Here is a 17,394-nt window from a genome sequence, read left to right as displayed (position 1 = left end):
GGTTCGGCTCCCGCTCAAGGGACACTCCGTGTCCTAGGCTCGTGCCCATGACTCATGACAGCCAGCGCACCCCGACGGCAATCGACCGGATTGCCGAGGAGTGGGTAGATACCCTCGTCGAGCTCGACCCCACCGTGGGCACGTACATCGGACGGACCGAGGGCAACGGCCGCTTCGGCGACTACTCGCCGGCCGGCCACGAACGCACCCTCGAGGCCGCGAAGCGCGTCATCGCCCAGCTGGATGCGGCGACGGCGGTCGACGATGTCGACGAGGTGACCCAGACGGACCTGCGCAGCGACCTCGCCCTCGAGGTCGAGAGCTCCGAGGCGCAGTTGCAGCTGCGCGACCTGAACGTCATCGCCTCCCCGGCCCAGGGCATCCGCGAGATTTTCGACCTCATGCCCACCTCCACCGTCGACGACTGGGAGAACATCTCCTCGCGCCTCGGCAACCTGCCGGCCGCCATCGACGGCTACATCGAGACGCTCCGCCTCGGCATCGAGCGCGGGGTCACGCCGGCCCGCCGCCAGGTCCGGGAGGTCCTCCTGCAGGCGCAGCGCCACGCGGCCAACGACGGTTTCTTCGCGCACTTCACCGCGGATGCCACGCTGGCCGAGGGCAGCCTGCCCGCCAGCCTGGCCAGGGACCTGGGCACCGCCGCCCAGGGCTCCGCGGCCGCGTACGGCAAACTGGCCGCCTTCCTCGCCGACGAACTCCAGCCCGCTGCCACCGAGAAGGATGCGATCGGCCGCGAACTCTACGCCTTGGCCTCGCGCCGGTTCCTCGGCGCGAAGATCGACCTCGACGAAACCTACGAGTGGGGCCGGGAGGAGCTCGCCCGGATGGTCGCCGAGCAGGAGAGCATCGCCGACCAGATCAAGCCTGGCGCGAGCGTGCTCGAGGCCATCGCGTTCCTCGACACCGACCCGAGCCGCAAACTGCACGGCACCGACGCCCTGCAGAAGTGGATGCAGGAGACCAGCGACCGCGCGGTCGCCGAACTCTCGGAGACCCAGTTCGACATCCCCGACGAGATCAAGAAGCTCGAGTGCATGATCGCCCCGACCCAGGAGGGCGGCATCTACTACACCGGCCCCACCGACGACTTCTCCCGCCCCGGCCGGATGTGGTGGTCCGTACCGGCCGGCGTCACCGAATTCGACACCTGGCGCGAACTCACCACGGTCTACCACGAGGGCGTCCCCGGGCACCACCTGCAGATCGGCCAGGCCGTCTACAACCGCGCCAAGCTCAACACCTGGCGCCGCCAGCTGGCCGGCACCTCGGGCCACGCCGAGGGCTGGGCGCTCTACGCCGAACGCCTGATGGAGCAGCTGGGCTACCTCGACGACCCGGCCGACCGCCTGGGCATGCTCGACGGCCAGCGGATGCGCGCCGCCCGCGTCGTCCTCGACATCGGCGTGCACCTCGAAAAGCCGCTGCCCGACGACTCCGGCACGTGGAACGCCGACTACGCCCTCGAATTCATGGGCAAGAACGTCAACATGAACGAGAGCTTCGTCAAGTTCGAGGTGAACCGGTACCTCGGCTGGCCCGGACAGGCCCCGTCCTACAAGGTCGGGCAGCGCATCTGGGAGCAGCTGCGGGACACCTACAAGGAGCGTGAGGGCGACGCCTTCTCGATCAAGGAGTTCCACCGCAAGGCGCTCGACCTCGGCGGCGTCGGCCTCGACACGCTGCGTTCGGCGCTGCTGAAGTAGCTTTCACCCGCGAGGTTGCCGCACGCCTCCGCAAACAGCTAAGGTTGAACGTCACGTTTGTGACGTCCTATCCGTTGCCATGCGCGGAGTAAAAAAAAGATCCCTCTTTCTGCGTGTGGCCTAACTATGTCCATCCTGGAGCAACTACTACATGACAATCGCAACGACCGAACGGGCACCCAAGCAGGTCGCCATCAACGACATCGGATCTGCTGAAGACTTCCTTGCCGCGGTCGAAAAGACTCTGAAATTCTTCAACGACGGCGACCTCATCGAAGGAACCGTAGTGAAGATCGACCGCGACGAGGTTCTCCTCGACGTGGGCTACAAGACCGAGGGTGTCATTCCCTCCCGCGAACTTTCCATCAAGCACGACGTTGACCCCTCCGAGGTTGTCAAGGTCGGCGACCTGGTCGAGGCCCTTGTCCTTCAGAAGGAAGACAAAGAAGGCCGCCTCATCCTCTCCAAGAAGCGCGCACAGTACGAGCGTGCCTGGGGCGATGTGGAAAAGATCAAGGAATCCGATGGCGTTGTCACCGGTTCGGTCATCGAGGTCGTCAAGGGTGGCCTCATCGTCGACATCGGCCTCCGCGGCTTCCTGCCGGCCTCGCTCATCGAACTGCGTCGCGTTCGCGACCTGACCCCGTACCTGGGCCAGGAGATCGAAGCGAAGATCCTCGAGCTCGACAAGAACCGCAACAACGTTGTGCTGTCGCGTCGCGCCCTGCTCGAGCAGACCCAGTCCGAGAGCCGCACCACGTTCCTCAACAACCTCCAGAAGGGACAGGTCCGCAAGGGCGTCGTCTCCTCGATCGTCAACTTCGGTGCGTTCGTCGACCTGGGCGGGGTCGATGGCCTGGTTCACGTTTCCGAACTCTCCTGGAAGCACATCGAGCACGCCAGCGAGGTCGTCGAGGTTGGCCAGGAAGTCACCGTCGAGATCCTCGAGGTTGACCTGGACCGCGAGCGCGTCTCCCTGTCGCTCAAGGCCACGCAGGAAGACCCGTGGCAGGTCTTCGCCCGCACCCACGCCATCGGCCAGGTTGCACCGGGTAAGGTCACCAAGCTCGTTCCGTTCGGCGCGTTTGTTCGCGTCGCCGAGGGCATCGAGGGCCTGGTTCACATCTCCGAGCTCTCCGGCAAGCACGTCGAGCTGGCCGAGCAGGTTGTCTCCGTCGGCGACGAGGTCTTCGTCAAGGTCATCGACATCGACCTCGAGCGTCGCCGCATCTCGTTGAGCCTCAAGCAGGCCAACGAGAACGTCGACCCCGAAGGCACCGAGTTCGACCCGGCGCTCTACGGAATGCTCACCGAGTACGACGACAAGGGCAACTACAAGTACCCCGAGGGCTTCGACCCGGAGACCAACGAGTGGCGCGAAGGCTTCGAAACCCAGCGCGAGAAGTGGGAGCAGGACTACGCTGCGGCCCAGGCTCGCTGGGAAGCCCACAAGAAGCAGGTCGCATCCGCGAACGACGAGATCATCGCCGTCGGCGATGTCGCGCCGGCCGCCGGGTCCTCCTTCTCCACCGAGGCTGCCGGCGCCGGCACCCTCGCGGACGACGAGGCACTGGCAGCACTTCGCGAGAAGCTCTCCAGCTCCAACTAGTCACACAGCACCACGAGTTCGACAGCACCGCAAGCAGGCCGCACCCTCCGGGGTGCGGCCTGTTCCGTTTTTCTCGTTCCACATCCTTCGCCGAACCGTGAGTTTGGCACCTTCGTTGGGGCCGGGAAGGTGCCAAACTCACGGTTCGACGAGTGGGGGCGGTTAGCATGGCAGACGTGTACGTGATTGGGCTGACCGGCGGGATCGCATCGGGCAAGAGCACCGTGGCCAGGCGCCTGGTCGAGCACGGGGCCGTGCACATCGACGCGGACCACCTGGCCCGGGTCGTCGTCGAACCCGGCACGGATGCCCTGGCCCGGATCCGCGAGACCTTCGGCGACGAGGTCCTGAACGCCGACGGCAGCCTCAACCGTGCGGCCCTGGGCGCGCTGGTCTTCGGCGAGCCGGCCGCCCTCGCCCAGCTCAACGCCATCGTGCATCCCGCCGTCCGGGCCCTCTCGGACGAGCTGATCCGGGCGGCAGAGCAGGCCGACCCCGACGCGATCGTCGTCTACGACGTGCCCCTGCTCGTCGAGGCCGACGTCGCGCATCCGTTCGACCTCATCGTCGTCGCGCACGCCGACGAGGAGACCCGGATGCGCCGGATGGTCGACCTGCGGGGGATGGACGAAACGGATGCCGCCCGCCGGATCGGCTCGCAGGCCAGCGCCGCCGACCGCCTCGCCATCGCCAACGTCGTCATCGACACCGACGGCACGCTCGCGCACACCCTCGCCCAGGTCGACGCGCTGTACGAGCGGGTGCGCGCGGAGCTCGGTCGGTCGACTGTCAGAGGCGCTCCGTAGACTAGACGCATGGAACCCACGCGCTCTGTGCACCCGTTCGAGGTTGTCAGCGAGTACACGCCCAGTGGCGACCAGCCGACCGCCATCGCGGAGCTTGCCGGCCGCATCAATGCCGGCGAGACGGATGTCGTCCTGCTCGGCGCGACCGGAACCGGCAAGTCGGCTACGACCGCCTGGCTGATCGAGCAGGTGCAGCGGCCGACGCTGGTGCTCGCGCACAACAAGACCCTCGCCGCCCAGCTGGTCAACGAGTTCCGTGAGCTGATGCCCAATAATGCGGTCGAGTACTTCGTCTCCTACTACGACTACTACCAGCCGGAGGCGTACGTCCCGCAGACCGACACCTTCATCGAGAAGGACTCGTCGATCAACGCGGAGGTGGAACGGCTGCGGCACTCGACGACGAACGCGCTGCTCAGCCGCCGCGACGTCATCGTCGTGTCCACCGTGTCATGCATCTACGGCCTGGGCACGCCGGAGGGCTACCTCCAGGCGATGGTCGCGCTGCAGGTGGGCCAGCGGGTCGACCGGGACTGGCTGATCCGCAAGTTCGTCTCGATGCAGTACCAGCGCAACGACATCGACTTCTCCCGCGGCCACTTCCGAGTGCGCGGCGACACCATCGAGATCATCCCGATGTACGAGGAACTCGCGATCCGGATCGAGATGTTCGGCGACGAGATCGAGGCCCTCTACAGCCTGCACCCGCTCACCGGCGATATCGTGCGCAAGCTCGACGCCGTCTCGGTCTTCCCCGGCTCCCACTACGTCGCCAGCACTGACGTCATGCACCGCGCCATCGGAACCATCAAGGAAGAACTCGCCGAACGGCTCGAACAGCTCGAACGTGAAGGAAAGCTGCTCGAGGCCCAGCGTCTCCGGATGCGCACCACCTTCGATCTCGAGATGATGGAACAGATCGGCTTCTGCTCCGGGATCGAGAACTACTCCCGGCACATCGACGCCCGCAGCCCCGGCGAGGCGCCGCACTGCCTGCTCGACTACTTCCCTGATGACTTCCTGATGGTCATCGACGAGTCCCACGTCACCGTGCCCCAGATCGGCGCGATGTACGAGGGCGACTCCTCGCGCAAGCGCACCCTCGTCGAGCACGGCTTCCGGCTGCCCAGCGCGCTCGACAACCGTCCGCTCAAGTTCGACGAATTCAAGAACCGGGTCGGCCAGACGGTCTACCTCTCGGCCACCCCCGGCAAATACGAGCTGGGCATCGCCGACGGGATCGTCGAACAGATCATCCGCCCGACCGGCCTCATCGACCCCGAGGTGATCGTCAAGCCCAGCGCCGGCCAGATCGACGACCTGCTCGAACAGATCAGGCTCCGGGTCGAACGCAACGAACGCGTGCTCGTGACCACCCTGACCAAGAAGATGGCCGAGGAACTCACCGACTTCCTCACCGAGGCCGGGGTGCGGGTGCGCTACCTGCACTCCGACGTCGACACCCTGCGCCGGGTCGAGCTGCTCACCGAACTGCGCTCCGGCCTCTACGACGTGCTCGTGGGCATCAACCTGCTGCGCGAGGGTCTCGACCTGCCGGAGGTGTCCCTCGTCGCCATCCTCGACGCCGACAAGGAGGGTTTCCTCCGGTCCGCGACCTCGCTCATCCAGACCATCGGCCGGGCCGCCCGCAACGTGTCGGGGCAGGTGCACATGTACGCGGACCGGCTCACCCCGTCGATGGCCCGGGCGATCGACGAAACCGACCGCCGCCGGGAGAAGCAGGTCGAGTACAACACCCTGCACGGGATCGACCCGACGCCGCTCCGCAAACGAATCGCCGACATCACGGATGTCCTCGCTCGCGAGGAGGCCGACACGGCCGAACTCCTGGCCGGCCGGGATGCCCGCCGCCGCACGCCGACTCCCGGCGGGAAGCGGGTCGGCCTGGCCGCCAACGGCGCGAACGACCTCGAGTCGATCATCGCCGACCTGAACGGGCAGATGCTCGAGGCCGCCGGCGAACTCAAGTTCGAGCTCGCCGCCCGGCTGCGCGACGAACTGTCCGAGCTCAAGCGCGAACTCCGCAACATGGAGAAGGCCGGGCACCTGGACTGAACCGGGCACCTGGACCGAACCGGGCGGCACCCGGCGGCACCGGGTGTCACCGAGCTGTCAGCGGCACTGAATAGACTCAATGGGTGTCAATTACCAAGGTAGAGTCCGGGCCCGTACTGAGCGTCCGCGGTGCGCGCGTTCACAACCTCCACAATGTAGACCTTGAGATCCCGAGGGACTCGCTGGTGGTCTTCACCGGACTGTCCGGGTCGGGCAAGTCCTCGCTCGCCTTCGACACGATCTTCGCCGAGGGCCAGCGGCGGTACGTCGAGTCGCTCTCCGCCTACGCCCGGCAGTTCCTGGGCCAGGTCGACCGGCCCGACGTCGACTTCATCGAGGGTCTGAGCCCGGCCGTCTCGATCGACCAGAAGTCCACCAACCGCAACCCGCGGTCCACGGTGGGCACGATCACCGAGGTCTACGACTACATGCGTCTGCTCTGGGCTCGCATCGGCGTGCCGCACTGCGCCGTCTGCGGCGAGGTCATCCAGTCGCAGACCGTGCAGCAGATCGCCGACCAGCTGATGGAGCTGGAGGCCGGCACCCGGTACCAGGTGCTCAGCCCGGTCGTCTCCCAGAAGAAGGGCGAGTTCGTCGACCTGTTCAAGGAACTCGCGGCCGGCGGTTACTCGCGCGCGATCGTCGACGGCGTCCAGATCCAGCTCAACGAGCCGCCCACCCTGAAGAAGCAGCTCAAGCACGACATCTCCGTCGTTGTCGACCGGCTCGTCGCCGGCCCGGAGCTGCTCAGCCGCCTGACCGACTCGCTGGAGACCGCGCTCAAGCTCACCTCCGGCCTCGTGCAGATCAACTACATCGACCTCGAGGGAGAGGCCGCCTGGCGGAGCTTCTCCGAAAAGCTCTCCTGCCCCAACAACCACCCGGTGCAGCTGACCGAGATCGAACCACGCACGTTCTCGTTCAACGCCCCCTTCGGCGCCTGTCCGGAGTGCTCCGGGCTCGGCACCCGGATGTCCGTGGACGCCGACCTGCTCCTCGGCGACCCCGAGCTCAGCATCGCCGAAGGCGTCGTGCTGCCGTGGACCACCCAGGGCAAGGGTCTGTTCCAGTACTACGAGAAGCTCCTCGCCGGGCTCGCCCGGGACCTCGACTTCTCCCTCGACACCCCCTGGGGCGACCTCAGCGGCGAGGTGCAGAACGCGGTGCTCCGCGGCGACAACTTCGAGGTGCGGGTGAAGTGGAAGAACCGCTACGGCCGCGAGATGAGCTACACCTCCGGCTTCGAAGGGGTCGTCCCGTACATCGAACGCCAGTACCTCCAGGCTGAGACCGACACCCAGCGCCAGCGCTGGGGCGAATACCTGCGCGAAGTGCCCTGCCCGGTCTGCGACGGCACCCGGCTGAAGCCCGAGGTGCTCGCGGTGAAGGTGCACGAGGCGAGCATCGCGGATGTCTGCGAGCTCAGCCTGACCGACGCCCGCGCGTTCATGAACAAGCTCGAACTGACCGAGCGGGAACAGACCATCGCCGCCCAGGTGCTGCGCGAGATCAAGGTGCGCCTCGACTTCCTCATCCGGGTGGGCCTCAACTACCTCAACCTGGCCCGCGCCGCGGCGACCCTGTCCGGCGGCGAGGCCCAGCGCATCCGCCTGGCCACCCAGATCGGTTCCGGCCTGACTGGGGTGCTCTACGTGCTCGACGAGCCCAGCATCGGCCTGCACCAGCGGGACAACCGCCGCCTGATCGAAACCCTCGTCGCGCTCCGTGACCTCGGGAACACCCTGATCGTCGTCGAGCACGACGAGGACACCATCCGCACCGCCGACTGGATCGTCGACATCGGCCCCGGCGCCGGCGTCAACGGCGGACACGTCGTGCACTCCGGCTCCTACGAGGCCCTGCTCGCCAACAAGAAGTCCCTCACCGGGGACTACCTCGCCGGCCGAAAGTCGATCCCGACGCCGACCACGCGGCGCGAAATCGACCCAGAGCGCCAGATCGTCGTCACCGGCGCCGAGGCGAACAACCTGCGCAAGGTGACCGCGAGCTTCCCGCTCGGCACGTTCACCGCGGTGACCGGCGTGAGCGGTTCCGGCAAGTCCTCGCTGGTCAACGACATCCTCTACCGCGTGCTCGCCAACAAGCTCAACGGCGCCCGCAAACTCCCGGGCAAGCACACCCGGGTGACCGGCCTGGACCACCTGGACAAGGTCATCCACGTCGACCAGGCGCCGATCGGTCGCACACCGCGGTCCAACCCGGCCACCTACACCGGCGTCTTCGACAAGATCCGCACGCTCTTCTCCGAGACGATGGAGGCCAAGGCGCGCGGCTACCTGCCCGGCCGGTTCAGCTTCAACGTCAAGGGCGGACGCTGCGAGGCCTGCTCCGGCGACGGCACGATCAAGATCGAGATGAACTTCCTGCCCGACGTCTACGTCGCCTGCGAGGTGTGCGGGGGAGCGCGGTACAACCGCGACACGCTCACCGTGCACTACAAGGGCAAGAACATCGCCGAGGTGCTCGACATGCCCATCAGCGACGCCGCCGAGTTCTTCGAACCCATCTCGGCGATCCACCGCTTCCTCAAGACGCTCGTCGAAGTGGGACTGGGTTATGTGCGCCTCGGCCAGAGCGCGACGACCCTGTCCGGCGGCGAGGCGCAGCGGGTCAAACTCGCGACCGAACTGCAGCGCCGGTCGAACGGGCGCAGCGTCTACGTCCTCGACGAACCGACGACGGGACTGCACTTCGAGGACGTCCGGAAGCTTCTGCTCGTGCTGAACAGCCTCGTCGACAAGGGCAACACCGTCGTCGTGATCGAACACAACCTCGACGTCATCAAATCGGCCGACTGGGTGATCGACCTAGGCCCGGAGGGCGGCTCCGGGGGAGGCCGTGTGCTCGCCAGCGGCACGCCGGAACACCTGGCCACCGTGAAGCGCAGCCACACTGGCACCTTCCTCAAGGAGATGCTCGACGCTCGATGACTGACGACCGCGATGACCGCCGCCAGGAGAGCCGATGTCTGACGCGCTGAGCTACCGCCCGAAAACGGGTGAGATCCCCACCAGCCCCGGTGTGTACCGGTTCCGGGATGCCGCGGGGCGCGTCCTCTACGTCGGCAAGGCCAAGAACCTGCGGGCCCGGCTGAGCAACTACTTTGCCCCGCTGAGCAGCCTGCACGAGCGCACCCGGCGGATGGTCACCACCGCCAGCAGCGTCGAATGGACCGTCGTCGGCACCGAGGTGGAGGCCCTTCAGCTCGAGTGGACCTGGATCAACGAGTTCGACCCGCCCTTCAACGTGCAGTTCAAGGACGACAAGTCCTACCCCTACCTGGCCGTGACGCTCGCCGACGAGGCGCCGCGCGCGCTGGTCACCCGGACCACCGGCATCCGCGGCGCCCGCTATTTCGGGCCGTACCCCAAGGTGTGGGCGGTGTACGAGACGATCGAGCTGATGCTCAAGGCGTTCCCGATCCGCACCTGCAACAACGCCAACTACAAGCGGGCCATGCAGTCGGGCAAGCCGTGTTTCGCCGGCCAGATCGGCCGCTGTTTCGGTCCGTGTTCCGGCACGGTGAGCATCGAGGAACACCGCGCCAGGGTCGACGAGTTCGTCAGCTTCATGGGCAGCCAGGACAAGAAGCTGATCAACAAGCTGACGGCCGAAATGAAGGTCGCCGCGGCCGCCCAGGACTACGAACTGGCCGCCAAGCGGCGCGACCAGGTGATGGCGCTCAATGCCGTGCTCGAAAAGAGCGCCGTCGTGCTGCGGGACAGCGTCGACATCGATCTCTTCGGCATCGACGAAGACGAGCTGGCGGCCGCGGTGCAACTGTTCATCGTGCGCGGCGGCCGGATCCGCGGTGTGCGCGGCTGGATGGTCGACAAGGAACTCGACGTGACCACCGGGGAACTGATCGACTCGATCATGCAGACCGCCTACAGCGCCGACAGCCCCCCGCCGCGGGAGATCGTCGTGCCGCAGCTCCCGGACGACGCCGAGGCGCTGGAGACGCTGCTGGCGGGGCTGGCGCGGCGCAAGGTGCGGATCGTGGCCGCCCAGCGCGGGGAGAAGGCCGCGCTGCTGGCCACGGCGGCGCAGAACGCCCGGCACGCCCTGATGCTCTACAAGACCAGGCGGAGCTCCGACTTCGTGGCTCGGTCCAAGGCGCTGGAAGACATCCAGGAAGCCCTCGGAATGGCGGAGGCGCCACTCCGGATGGAGTGCTACGACGTGTCGCACCTGAGCGGCACGAACATCGTGGCCTCGATGGTGGTCTTCGAGGACGGCCTGCCGCGCAAGGACGAGTACCGCCGGTTCACCATCCCCGAGTCGACCGACGACACCGACTCCATCTACCGCACGCTGTCCCGGCGGCTGGCCTACCTGGTGCCCGCTGACGACCAGGCCGGGGCTGACCTCGCCCTGGCTGACCTCGCCCTGGCCGACCCCGTCCTGGCCGAGTCCGCCGAGCAGAAACGGAAGAAGTTCCGGTACCGGCCCAACCTCCTGATCGTCGACGGCGGCCAGCCCCAGGTGTCCGCGGCCGCCCGGGCGCTGGCCGACGCGGGGATCACGGGCATCCAGCTCTGCGGCATCGCCAAACGGCTGGAGGAAATCTGGCTGCCGGACTCGGAGTACCCGGTGATCCTGCCGCGAAACAGCGACGCCCTGTTCCTGATCCAGCGCATCAGGGACGAGGCGCACCGTTTCGCCATCGCCCACCAGCGATCCAGGCGCAAACGCGACATCTCGACGGTGCTCGCCGAGATCCCCGGTCTGGGCCCGGCCCGGGTCAAGGTGCTGCTGGCGCACTTCGGCTCGGTGGCCCGGCTGAAGGAAGCCCCCGAGGAGGCGATTGCCGACGTGCGGGGCATCGGCCCGACCCTCGCGGGCGCGATTCATCAGCATTTACGCGCCTGAACGCCCGCGCCGGTAGGTAGGCTGGACAAACCAGCCCACCACGACCAAAGGCGCAGCCCAGAATGACAGCGGAGATCGAGAAGCAGGAAGTGCTGATCGTCACGGGAATGTCCGGAGCTGGTCGGTCGACGGTGGCCAACGCCCTCGAGGACCTCGACTGGTACGTCGTCGACAACCTGCCCCCGCAGATGCTCCGGCCCCTGGTCGATCTGGTCGAACGGGCCGGAAGCACCCTGCCGAAGATCGCGGCCGTGGTGGACATCCGAGGCCGCGAGTTCTTCAGCGACTTCCAGGAGATCGTGCAGTCGCTGCGCAGCGGCACCCAGGTGCGGGTCATCTTCCTCGAGGCGCGGGACGACGTGCTCGTGCGCCGCTTCGAGTCCGTCCGCCGCCCGCATCCGCTGCAGGGCGACGGGACCCTGCTCGACGGGATCACGGCCGAACGAACCCGGCTGGCCGCCGTCCGCGAGGTCTGCGACATCGTCATCGACACGTCCGATTTGAACATTCACCAGCTGGCCACCACCATCACCGAGCGCTTCGCCGCCGAAGACGCCGCCGGGCTGCAGGTGACCATCCTCAGCTTCGGCTTCAAGTACGGCGTGCCGACCGACGTGGACATGATCGCCGACGCGCGCTTCCTGCCCAACCCGTTCTGGATCCCCGAGCTGCGTGCCTTCACCGGCCAGGACCCGCAGGTCAGCGACTTCGTGCTCTCCCAGCCCGGCGCGCGCGACTTCATCGCCCACTACTCGGCCGCCCTCGAGCCGGTCTTCGCCGGCTACCAGCGCGAGAACAAGAGGCATGCGACGATCGCCATCGGCTGCACGGGCGGCAAACACCGCTCCGTGGCCATGGCCAAGGAACTCGCCTCTCTCATCCAAGGATTCCCAGGCGTCGCGGTCAGCGTCAAGCACCGCGACCTGGGTCGAGAATAACCACGGCCTTCGGTTCGAAAGACCCTGGCCCGGACAACAGAATGGAAAATACGATTGGCACTCACCGCCGACGTTAAAGACGAACTTGCTCGCATCGAGGTCTCCAAGACCACCGTGCGCGCGGCCGAGTTAGCGACAATCCTCCGGTTCTCCGGGGGACTACACATGATTTCCGGGCGGATCGCCGTCGAATCCGAACTCGACACCGCGCTGCTGGCGCGTCGGGTGCGCAAGGATCTCGCCGAGTTGTACGGCGTGCGCAGCGAGGTGTCGGTCGTGCCGGCATCCGGCCTGCGCCGCACCAACCACTACCTCGTCCGCGTGGTCGAAGGCGGCGAGACCCTGGCCAGGCAGACCGGCTTGCTGGATGCCCGCCGCCGGCCGATCCGCGGCCTCCCGAACCGTCTCACCACGGGTTCCAAGGAAGAGGTCGCCGCCGTCTGGCGCGGAGCGTTCCTCGCGAACGGCTCGCTCACCGATCCCGGCCGGTCGGCGGCCCTCGAGGTAACCTGCCCAGGCAACGAGGCGGCCATGGCGCTCGTAGGCGCCGCCGGGCGCCTCGGAATCGTCGCCAAGGCCCGCGAGGTGCGCGGCGTGCACCGGGTCGTCATCCGCGACGGTGACGCGATCGGCGCCATGCTCGTGCACATGGGCGCCCAGGACACCGTGCTCAACTGGGAGGAACTCCGCCAGCGCCGGGAGGTCAGGGCCACCGCCAACCGCCTGGTCAACTTCGACGACGCGAACCTGCGCCGGTCCGCGCAGGCCGCCGTTGCCGCCTGCGCCCGGGTCGACCGGGCGATGGAGATCCTCGGCGACGACATCCCCAAACACCTGCGCTACGCCGGCGAGCTGCGCCTGAGCTTCCGGGATTCCAGCCTGGACGAGCTCGGCCACCACGCCGACCCGCCGATGACCAAGGATGCCGTCGCCGGGCGCATCCGCCGTCTGCTCGCCATGGCCGACAAAAAGGCCGTTGACCTTGGCATTCCGGGCACCGACGCCAACCTTCCGCCGGACCTCGACGACGTGTGATGACACATCGCGAGCGGCACCCGCACGCCTGACTAGACTGTCATGGTCGCCCACCGCCGGCAGCGGAATCTCCGCACCGGCTACTCATCCGGCTACACCCAGAGGAGAACTGAAATGGCTGAATACACCCTGCCTGACCTGCCCTACGACTACTCGGCCCTCGCGCCCAGCATCAGCGGCACCATCATGGAACTCCACCACGGCAAGCACCATCAGGCCTATGTGACCGGCGCGAACACCGCCCTGGCGCAGCTGGCCGAAGCCCGGGACGCCGGCAACCTCGCCAACGTCAACAAGCTCCAGAAGGACCTCGCCTTCAACCTCGGCGGCCACGTCAACCACTCCATCTTCTGGACCAACATGTCCCCGGACGGTGGCGACAAGCCCACCGGCGAACTCGCCGCGGCGATCGACGACAACTTCGGCTCGTTCGACAAGTTCCAGGCCCACTTCGCCGCGACCGCCCTGGGCGTGCAGGGCTCCGGCTGGGCCGTCCTGGCCTGGGACTCCATCGGAGCGCGCCTGATCATCCAGCAGTTCTTCGACCAGCAGGCCAACTTCGCGGCCGGCACGGTTCCCGTGCTCATGCTCGACGTCTGGGAGCACGCCTACTACCTCGACTACCACAACGTTCGTGCGGACTACGTCAAGGCGTTCTGGAACATCGTCGACTGGTCGAACGTGCAGACGCGCTTCGTAACCGCCCGTGAGAAGACCAACGGCCTGCTGCTACTGTCATAGCGTCGTGGTTCCCCAGCCTTGACGGGACAGCGCCGTCCGTACCTTTGATTACCCCCAACTGCGCCGTCGGCGCCTTGAGTAAATGGAGTCATTCGTGTCTGTAAAGATCGGCATCAACGGATTCGGCCGCATCGGTCGTAACTACTTCCGCGCGGCTTTGGCCAAGGGCAGCGAACTCGAGATTGTCGCGGTCAACGACCTGACCGACACGAAGACGCTTGCGCACCTGCTCAAGTACGACACGACCAACGGCCGCCTCGACGCGACCGTCGAGGTCGTCGGCGACTCCATCGTCGTCAACGGCAAGGCGATCAAGGTGCTCGCCGAGCGCGACCCCGCGAACCTGCCGTGGGCCGCGCTCGGCGTCGACATCGTCATCGAGTCGACCGGTTTCTTCACCAAGGCCGAGGCCGCGCGCAAGCACATCGCCGCCGGCGCGAAGAAGGTCCTCGTCTCGGCACCGGCGACCGGCGACAACGTTGCCACGATCGTGCTCGGCGTGAACGAGGGCATCTACGACCCCGCCGTCCACGACGTCATCTCGAACGCATCCTGCACGACGAACTGCCTCGCGCCCCTCGCGAAGGTGTTCCTGGACAACTTCGGCATCGAGCGCGGCCTGATGACGACGGTGCACGCCTACACGGCCGACCAGAACCTGCAGGACGGCCCGCACAGCGACCTGCGCCGCGCCCGCGCCGCGGCCGCCAACATCATCCCGACCTCGACCGGTGCCGCCAAGGCGCTCGGCCTCGTCATCCCCGAGCTCGTCGGCAAGCTCGACGGCTACGCGCTGCGCGTCCCGGTCCCGACCGGCTCGATCACCGACCTCACCGTCACGGCCTCGCGCCCGGTCACGGTCGAGGAGGTCAACGCCGCGTACAAGGCCGCGGCCGAGGGGCCCCTCAAGGGCATCCTCAGCTACACCGAAGACCCCATCGTCTCCAGCGACATCGTCGGCGACCCGCACTCCTCGATCTTCGACGCCGGCCTCACCAAGGTCATCGGCGACCAGGTCAAGGTTGCCTCGTGGTACGACAACGAGTGGGGCTACTCGAACCGACTGGTCGACCTCACCGAGTTCGTCGCCGAGCGCCTCTAACCGGGGGCCGCGGTTTGCTGCGCACCATCGAGTCCCTGGGTTCGCTCCGGGGCAAACGCGTCATCGTCCGCTGTGACCTGAACGTCCCGCTCGACGGCGGACGGATCACCGACGACGGCCGGATCAGCGCATCCCTGCCCACGCTCCAGGCCCTCATCGGCCAGGGCGCCCGGGTCGTCGTCGTGTCCCACCTCGGCCGCCCCGACGGGGCGCCCGACGCGAAGTACAGCCTGGCCCCGGTCGCCGCCCGCCTGGGCGAGCTGCTCGGAGCCGACGTCGCCTTCGCCACCGACACCGTCGGCGACTCGGCCGCGGATGCCGTCGCCCGGCTCACCGACGGCGGCGTCGTCGTGCTCGAGAACCTGCGTTTCAACGCCGGGGAGACCAGCAAGGCCGACACCGAGCGGGCGGCCTTCGCCGCCCGGCTCGCGGCACTGGGCGACGTGCTCGTGTCGGACGGCTTCGGCGTCGTCCACCGCAAGCAGGCCAGCGTCTTCGAACTGGCGACACTCCTGCCGAGCGCGGCCGGCCTGCTGATCGCGACCGAGCTCGACGTGCTCGACCGCCTGACCGAGAAGCCCGAGGCGCCGTACACGGTGGTCCTCGGCGGTTCGAAGGTCTCCGACAAGCTCGGCGTCATCGGGCACCTGCTGCCCCGGGTCACCTCGCTGCTCATCGGCGGCGGGATGGTGTTCACCTTCCTCGCGGCCCAGGGCCACAAGGTCGGCTCCAGCCTGCTGGAGAGCGACCAGCTGGACACCGTCCGCGGCTACCTCGCGGAAGCCGAGCGCCTCGGGGTGAAGATCGTGCTCCCCACGGACATCGTCGTCGCGTCGAAGTTCGGCGCGGACGCCGAACACGAGGTGACCGCGGCCGACGCGATCGAGGACACCCCGTTCGGCGCCTCCGGCCTCGGCCTGGACATCGGACCTGACTCCGCCCGGGCGTTCGCCGACATCATCCGTGCGTCGAAGACGGTGTTCTGGAACGGGCCCATGGGCGTGTTCGAGCTCGCCGCCTTCGCCGAGGGCACGCGCAGGGTCGCGGCGGCGCTCACCGAGGTCGACGGACTCAGCGTCGTCGGCGGGGGAGACTCCGCGGCGGCCGTACGCATTCTCGGCTTCAACGACGACCAATTCGGTCACATATCTACCGGCGGTGGCGCCAGCCTCGAGTTCCTCGAGGGTAAGCGCCTGCCTGGACTGGAGGTCCTCGGATGGCAGTGAACATCAACCCACGGCGCACCCCGCTGATTGCGGGCAACTGGAAGATGAACCTGGACCACCTCCAGGCCATCGCCTTCGTGCAGAAGCTCGCCTGGAGCCTCAAGGACGCGCGGCACGACTTCACCGCCGTCGAGGTGGCCGTCTTCCCGCCGTTCACCGACCTGCGGTCCGTGCAGACCCTCGTCGCCGCGGACAAGCTCCCGCTCGCCTTCGGCGCGCAGGACCTCTCCGAACACGAGTCGGGCGCCTACACGGGCGAGATCTCCGGTGCGTTCCTCGCCCAGCTCGAGTGCCAGTACGTGATCATCGGCCACTCGGAGCGTCGCACCCTGCACGCCGAGACCGACGAGCAGGTCGCGGCCAAGGTCGTCGCCGCCCTCACACACAACCTGGTCCCGATCATCTGCGTCGGCGAGACCGCCGCGGACCTCGAACTGCACGGCCCGAGCGCCGTCCCGGTCGCGCAGCTGCGCGCCGCCCTCGCCGGGGTCACCAGGGCCGCTGACATCGTGGTGGCGTACGAGCCGGTCTGGGCGATCGGCTCCGGACAGGCCGCGACGCCCGAGCAGGCCGAGCAGGTGGCCGCCGCGCTGCGTGTCGTGCTGAACGAGACGCTCGGCCAGGACGTGGCCGACAAGACCCGCATCCTCTACGGCGGGTCGGTCAAGGCCGTCAACATCGCCGGGTTCATGCGCGAACCCAACGTCGACGGCGCGCTCGTCGGCGGTGCCAGCCTCGACATCAATGAGTTCTCGGGCATCGTCCGGTTCCAGAAACACGTCGGAATCTAGGCGCCAACGCGCCCGTCCGGAGGGGCAACCGCCGGTGGGCTTGGCCGTCAGGCTATAATTGCCAGTGTCTTGGTGGGCCCGCGCGCGCCCATCGCATTGTGAAAGGTTTTCGTGGACATTCTCCAGGTTGTGTTGCAGGTACTGCTCGGCATTACGAGCCTCCTGCTCACCATGCTCATTTTGCTGCACAAGGGTCGAGGTGGAGGCCTGTCCGACATGTTCGGCGGCGGCGTCACCTCCAACCTCGGCGCATCCGGGGTTGCCGAACGCAACCTCAACCGAATCACCCTCGTTCTCGGCCTGCTGTGGATTTCCTGCATCGTCGTGCTCGGTTTGATCACCAAGTTCGACACCGGCGCCTAGGGCGTGTCTCCTAATCGAATCGTGATTCGTTTGGGAGGCTGGAGGAATGTCGCGTACTGCTCTGCTGACCGATGACCAGTGGACTCGGAT

Annotated in this window: 13 protein-coding genes; all 13 read left to right on the top strand. The window is 67.3% G+C overall.

What is annotated here, in order from left to right:
- Positions 1–47 precede the first annotated feature (47 nt).
- The 13 genes from E3O23_RS02050 to secG all read left to right on the top strand — a co-directional run bounded on the left by E3O23_RS02050 (position 48) and on the right by secG (position 17,304).
- Positions 48–1,724, top strand: coding sequence for a DUF885 domain-containing protein (locus E3O23_RS02050; protein ID WP_134487567.1), 1,677 nt, complete (start codon positions 48–50; stop codon positions 1,722–1,724).
- A 151-nt stretch (positions 1,725–1,875) separates the two neighbouring features.
- A complete protein-coding gene (gene rpsA / locus E3O23_RS02045) occupies positions 1,876–3,333 on the top strand; it encodes a 30S ribosomal protein S1 (RefSeq protein WP_134487564.1) in 1,458 nt (485 codons plus the stop codon).
- Between the two features lie 176 nt (positions 3,334–3,509).
- Entirely contained in the window at positions 3,510–4,139 is a 630-nt protein-coding gene (gene coaE, locus E3O23_RS02040; RefSeq protein ID WP_134487828.1) for a dephospho-CoA kinase, read from the top strand.
- 9 nt (positions 4,140–4,148) lie between these two features.
- Positions 4,149–6,215, top strand: a complete 2,067-nt coding sequence (uvrB, locus tag E3O23_RS02035; protein WP_134487560.1) for an excinuclease ABC subunit UvrB — start codon at positions 4,149–4,151, stop codon at positions 6,213–6,215.
- An 83-nt stretch (positions 6,216–6,298) separates the two neighbouring features.
- On the top strand, positions 6,299–9,166 hold the full coding sequence (uvrA, locus tag E3O23_RS02030) for an excinuclease ABC subunit UvrA (RefSeq protein WP_134487557.1): 2,868 nt from the start codon (positions 6,299–6,301) through the stop codon (positions 9,164–9,166).
- Between the two features lie 34 nt (positions 9,167–9,200).
- Positions 9,201–11,108: an excinuclease ABC subunit UvrC gene (gene uvrC, locus E3O23_RS02025; RefSeq protein ID WP_134487554.1), complete on the top strand. Its 1,908-nt coding sequence runs from the start codon at positions 9,201–9,203 to the stop codon at positions 11,106–11,108.
- Between the two features lie 62 nt (positions 11,109–11,170).
- Positions 11,171–12,046, top strand: coding sequence for an RNase adapter RapZ (rapZ, locus tag E3O23_RS02020; protein WP_134487551.1), 876 nt, complete (start codon positions 11,171–11,173; stop codon positions 12,044–12,046).
- A gap of 54 nt (positions 12,047–12,100) precedes the next feature.
- The gene (gene whiA, locus E3O23_RS02015; protein ID WP_134487548.1) at positions 12,101–13,081 is read left to right on the top strand and encodes a DNA-binding protein WhiA; all 981 of its coding nucleotides are present in this window, start codon (positions 12,101–12,103) and stop codon (positions 13,079–13,081) included.
- 114 nt (positions 13,082–13,195) lie between these two features.
- The gene (locus tag E3O23_RS02010) at positions 13,196–13,822 is read left to right on the top strand and encodes a superoxide dismutase (protein WP_134487545.1); all 627 of its coding nucleotides are present in this window, start codon (positions 13,196–13,198) and stop codon (positions 13,820–13,822) included.
- Between the two features lie 94 nt (positions 13,823–13,916).
- On the top strand, positions 13,917–14,924 hold the full coding sequence (gene gap, locus E3O23_RS02005) for a type I glyceraldehyde-3-phosphate dehydrogenase (RefSeq protein ID WP_134487542.1): 1,008 nt from the start codon (positions 13,917–13,919) through the stop codon (positions 14,922–14,924).
- 17 nt (positions 14,925–14,941) lie between these two features.
- Positions 14,942–16,150, top strand: a complete 1,209-nt coding sequence (locus E3O23_RS02000) for a phosphoglycerate kinase (protein ID WP_174776583.1) — start codon at positions 14,942–14,944, stop codon at positions 16,148–16,150.
- Positions 16,141–16,941 (top strand): triose-phosphate isomerase, encoded by an 801-nt coding sequence (gene tpiA, locus E3O23_RS01995; RefSeq protein ID WP_174776580.1) that lies wholly within the window; start codon positions 16,141–16,143, stop codon positions 16,939–16,941. The genes E3O23_RS02000 and tpiA overlap by 10 nt, the downstream gene beginning before the upstream one ends.
- Before the next feature lie 111 nt (positions 16,942–17,052).
- Positions 17,053–17,304, top strand: a complete 252-nt coding sequence (secG, locus tag E3O23_RS01990; RefSeq protein WP_134487536.1) for a preprotein translocase subunit SecG — start codon at positions 17,053–17,055, stop codon at positions 17,302–17,304.
- Positions 17,305–17,394: the final 90 nt, after the last annotated feature.

Source organism: Cryobacterium tagatosivorans (genome assembly GCF_004402215.1).
Lineage (GTDB): Bacteria > Actinomycetota > Actinomycetes > Actinomycetales > Microbacteriaceae > Cryobacterium > Cryobacterium tagatosivorans.
This window is presented reverse-complemented; position numbering and strand designations above follow the sequence as displayed.